Source organism: Hydrogenophaga sp., assembly GCF_041633695.1.
Taxonomy (GTDB): Bacteria; Pseudomonadota; Gammaproteobacteria; order Burkholderiales; family Burkholderiaceae_C; genus Hydrogenophaga.
Map to the genome: position 1 here is coordinate 1 of NZ_JBFJMY010000354.1, position 4,360 is coordinate 4,360.

The following is a 4,360-nucleotide window of genomic DNA, read 5'->3' on the forward strand; positions in this document are numbered from 1 at the left end:
GACGCCCATGTTGTCGAGCAAGGTGCGCATGGTGGCCACGTCGCGCAACCGGGGCACGTTGTGCAAGGTCACGGGCTCGCTGGTCAGCAAGGCGGCACACAGCTCGGGCAGCGCGGCGTTTTTGGCGCCCGAAATGGTGACTTCACCGTTCAGAGGGCGTCCGCCCACAATTCTGAGTTTGTCCATGGGGTGTTCAGGCCTGTGCCGCCCATTCGGCGGGTGTGTGGGTTTTCATGGACAAGGCGTGCACTTCGTCGTTGCGGATGCGCTCGCCCAGGGTGTCGTACACCTTCTTGTGGCGCGCGATCAGGCGCAGACCTTCAAAGGCGGGCGAAACAATGACGGCCGACCAGTGGCGGCCATCGCCCGTGACTTCGATGTGCTCGCAGGCCAGGCCGGCGGTGATAAGGGATTGCAGTTCTTCAGCGGTCATGGGGTACGGGTACAGGTTGGGCGTTGGGAGCCATGGGCAGCTTGGCCGGGTGCTGGCACACCCACCCGCCAAGGGCCGCTATTTTCAGCTTCGTATTTTGTAGCCAATGCGCAGCAAGTGCAGCGCCAGCGCACTCACGGCCAGCAAGGCGCTGCCCACAATGGCCAGACTCAGCCAGGGCGAGACGTCGCTGACGCCGAAAAAGCCGTAGCGAAAGCCATCGATCATGTAGAAAAAGGGATTCAGATGGCTCACGCCTTGCCAGAATGCGGGCAGGGAATGGATGGAGTAGAACACGCCCGACAAAAAGGTCATGGGCATGATGACGAAGTTCTGGAACGCCGCCATCTGGTCGAACTTCTCGGCCCAAAGGCCAGCGATCAGGCCGAGCGCGCCCAGCAAGGCCGCGCCCATGAAGGCAAAGCCGATGATCCACAACGGGGCCACAAAGGTTGGCCGGGCGAACCACCAGGTCACCAACATCACCCCCGCGCCTACTGCCATGCCGCGCACCACCGACGAACCGACATAGGCCACGAACCAGGCCCGGTGCGACATGGGCGTGAGCAAGACGAACACCAGATTGCCCATGACCTTGCTCTGGATCAGCGAAGAAGAGCTGTTGGCGAAGGCGTTTTGCAACACGCTCATCATCACCAGGCCAGGCAGCAGAAAAGCGGTGTAGCTCACCGAGTCGTACACCTGCACCCGGTCTTGCAGCACATGGCCAAAGATCATCATGTACAGGATGGCGGTGATCACCGGAGCGGCCACGGTCTGGAAACCCACCTTCCAGAAGCGCAGGATTTCCTTGTAGAACAGGGTTTGCCAGCCGGTCATACGCGCCTCTCTTGTGCGCGGGCCGCCGCTGGCGGCGCCACGCTCTGCGGCACAGCCGCGCCATCCTGGGCTGGCCTGCCACCGGGCCTCGGGCTGGCACTGGTCAGGTCCAGGAAAACGTCTTCCAGGTCGGCTTTGCGGATTTCAATGTCTTCCACCGTGGCGCCCGATTCGCGCACGCGCGCCAGAATGCGTTCAACCGCCAGCGCGTCGTTGGCGGGCAGTTGCACCACCCGCCCGGTGACCCGCGCCAACCCGGCCAGATCGGGGGGCAAGGTATCGTCGGTCTTGAAGCGCAGCACATTGGACGAAGCCCGGCGCAACAGTTCCGAGGTTTTCTCCAGCGCCACCACTTCACCCTGCTTGAGCATGGCGATGCGTCCACACAGGGCTTCGGCTTCTTCCAGGTAGTGCGTGGTCAACAACACCGTGCTGCCTTGTTTGTTGAGCTGCGAGACGAACTGCCACAGGGTTTGCCGCAGTTCCACGTCCACCCCGGCAGTGGGTTCATCGAGCACGATGACCGGGGGCTTGTGCACCAGGGCCAAAGCCACCAGAACACGCCGCTTCATGCCACCCGACAGCTGCCGCATATTGGCACTGGCTTTGTCGGACAGACCCAGGCCGGCCAGCAACTCGTCGATCCACAGATCGTTGCGGCGGATACCGAAATAGCCGGACTGGAAGCGTAGGGCTTCGCGCACGCAGAAAAAGGGGTCGAACACCAGTTCTTGTGGCACCACCCCCAGTTGGCGGCGCGCGGTCTGGTAATCGGCGCGCACATCGTGTCCGTGCACCAGTACCCGTCCCCCGTCGGCACTCACCAAACCGGCGAGGATGCTGATCAACGTGGTCTTGCCGGCGCCGTTGGGGCCCAAGAGCCCGAAAAACTCGCCCGGCTCGATGTCGAACGACACCGATTGAAGGGCATGCAATGCGCCACGCGGCGTGGAGTAGGTTTTGGAGACGTTCTGGAAGGCGACGGCGGGCATGGAGTGGAGAGCGCCCGTTGGGCGGTCGTTGGCGATCCATTGGGCGCAGGACATCTGCGCTGCAATCGATCAGCCCTCCATTTTAAGCGGGCAGCAATTCACTCACACCGTAGAGTGCCACCAGCGCCTGCAGGCGCTGCGGCCAGTGCTCCACGCGCAGCGTTTTGCCCTGCACCTGCAGGGTTCGACGCAACTCCAGCAACACGGCCACCGCCGACGAATCGAACACCGACAGACGCGAAGCATCGAGCGCAACCTCGGTGGCCGGGTTTTGGGCCAGCGCCCGCCCCAGCAGCTCCAGCGTGGCGCCCGCCTCGGCCAGCGTCAAACGCTCGGGCAATGCGGCGCCCGAAGCCACGCGGCTGTCCGACACGGCTTAGCCGGATTTGGCCGTATTGGCCTTGTTGCGCTGGGACAGCGTGGAGATCAGGCCATCAATGCCCTTGACATTGATTTCTTGTGCGAACTGGCTGCGGTAGGTGTCCACCAGCCAGACGCCCAGCACGTTGAGGTCGTAAATTTTCCAGCCGTTGGCGGTTTTCTCCACCCGGTAGTCGAGCTGGATCGGTTCACCCCGCCCGCGCACTTCGGAACGCACCACCACTTCGGTGTCTTCCGCACGCGAACGCATGGGCTTGTAGCTCACCGCCTGGTCCTTGACCTCACCCAGGGCACCGGCATAGGTGCGCACCAGCAGGGTTTTGAACTCTTCCTGCAGCTGCTTTTGCTGCTCAGGCGTGGCTTGGCGCCAGTAGCGACCGACCGCAGACGAGGTCATGCGGGCAAAATTCACGTTGGGCATGATCTTGGCGTCCACCAGCGCAACGATGCGTCCGATGTCGCCGGCCTGGATCGCCGGGTCGGCTTTGACCGCTGCCATCACTTCGCTGGAAATGCGCTTGATCAGCTCGTCTGGGGCTTCCTCGGCAGCGTGGGCGGGCAGGCCCAGAAAGCCTACCAAGGCGAGGGCAAGACCGCCCAACCAGTTGCGTCGTTTCATCATGTTCATCCTTTCGGGGATTGCTCCCTCACTGACCGTGCATCGGTGCTTGTTGATTCCCATTGCAACACAGGCACGCTTCAAAACGGTGTTCACTCGCTTTTTGTATCCGAATTTACCGGCTCTTCATCCGATGTACCGACACCGATACCGAGCTCGATCAAGGCCTCGATCTGACTTTCACGGCGCTGCATATAGGCGTCGCGCGTGAAGCTGTATTTGTCCAACGCCGCACCTTCCAGCATGGAACTGGCCCGCAACAGGTTGGCCCGCGCCTCCACCGCCCTCAGTGCATACAGCGAATTGCGCGTGGCAATGGTGTCTATGCCTTGCACCGGATCGCCCCGCGCCTCCACCGTGAAACCGGCGGTGTCGCGAAAGGTCGAAGGGCCAAACAGCGGCAGCACCAGATACGGGCCAGAGGGCACGCCCCAGCGCCCCAGCGTCTGGCCAAAGTCCAGCTTGGTTCTGGGAATGCCCATTTCGGACGCGACATCAAAAATACCGGCGACACCCATGAAGGTGTTGACGTTGAAGCGCATGAAGTTCTCAGCCGCTTCTTTGGGTCGCAATTGTGCCGCCGCGTTGATGAACGACCAGAGGTCGCGCATATTGCTGAAGAAGTTGCTCACGCCGGTGCGCACCAGGTCGGGGGTGGCGTCCCGGTAGACCTCGGCGACCGGCTTCAGAACCGCTTCGTCCACACCGTCGTTGAACCGGCTCATGCTCCGGTTGAACGGCTCCAGCGGGTCTTTGGGGTTGGCGTTGGGGCCGCTGGCGCACGCGGTCAACAGCACCAGCAAGAACGCCCCCAGCCACCGTTTCCACATCGATATTTGTTGTTTCATGCATTGAACTCCCATTGATTTTTACCGAGCCCCCTTCGTTCAAAGCGCGGACTCTGATCACAAATTGTCAAACGTTCCCAATAGGCTTGTGCGCGGCATGGCCGCTCTCGCGCCGCCTACGGCTTGTCGCCGTCCGCAGCCTTGTTGAACAAGAACTGGCCAATCAGGTTTTCCAGAATCACCGCCGACTGGGTACGGGTGATCACATCGCCTTGTGCGATGTTGCGTTCGTCACCACCCGGCTCGA

Annotated in this window: 6 protein-coding genes and 2 pseudogenes; all 8 read right to left on the reverse strand. The window is 61.9% G+C overall.

The genetic code is table 11. From position 1 onward, the window contains the following. Nucleotides 1-186: pseudogene (locus ABYB95_RS17825) on the reverse strand (UDP-N-acetylglucosamine 1-carboxyvinyltransferase); the annotation flags it as partial. 7 nt (nt 187-193) lie between these two features. After that, nucleotides 194-433 carry a BolA family protein gene (locus ABYB95_RS17830; RefSeq protein ID WP_372659947.1) on the reverse strand — a complete coding sequence of 80 codons (240 nt, stop codon included), beginning with the start codon at nt 431-433 and terminating at the stop codon, nt 194-196. 84 nt (nt 434-517) lie between these two features. After that, entirely contained in the window at nt 518-1,273 is a 756-nt protein-coding gene (locus ABYB95_RS17835; protein WP_372659949.1) for an ABC transporter permease, read from the reverse strand. Further along, entirely contained in the window at nt 1,270-2,265 is a 996-nt protein-coding gene (locus tag ABYB95_RS17840) for an ABC transporter ATP-binding protein (RefSeq protein WP_372659951.1), read from the reverse strand. Before ABYB95_RS17840 ends, ABYB95_RS17835 begins: the two co-directional genes overlap by 4 nt. Before the next feature lie 82 nt (nt 2,266-2,347). Further along, nucleotides 2,348-2,638: a lipid asymmetry maintenance protein MlaB gene (locus ABYB95_RS17845; protein WP_372659953.1), complete on the reverse strand. Its 291-nt coding sequence runs from the start codon at nt 2,636-2,638 to the stop codon at nt 2,348-2,350. Nucleotides 2,639-2,641: 3 nt separating this feature from the next. After that, entirely contained in the window at nt 2,642-3,265 is a 624-nt protein-coding gene (locus tag ABYB95_RS17850; protein ID WP_372659955.1) for a phospholipid-binding protein MlaC, read from the reverse strand. 92 nt (nt 3,266-3,357) lie between these two features. After that, nucleotides 3,358-4,113: a VacJ family lipoprotein gene (locus tag ABYB95_RS17855; protein ID WP_372659957.1), complete on the reverse strand. Its 756-nt coding sequence runs from the start codon at nt 4,111-4,113 to the stop codon at nt 3,358-3,360. 116 nt (nt 4,114-4,229) lie between these two features. Next, nucleotides 4,230-4,360: pseudogene (locus ABYB95_RS17860) on the reverse strand (outer membrane lipid asymmetry maintenance protein MlaD); the annotation flags it as partial.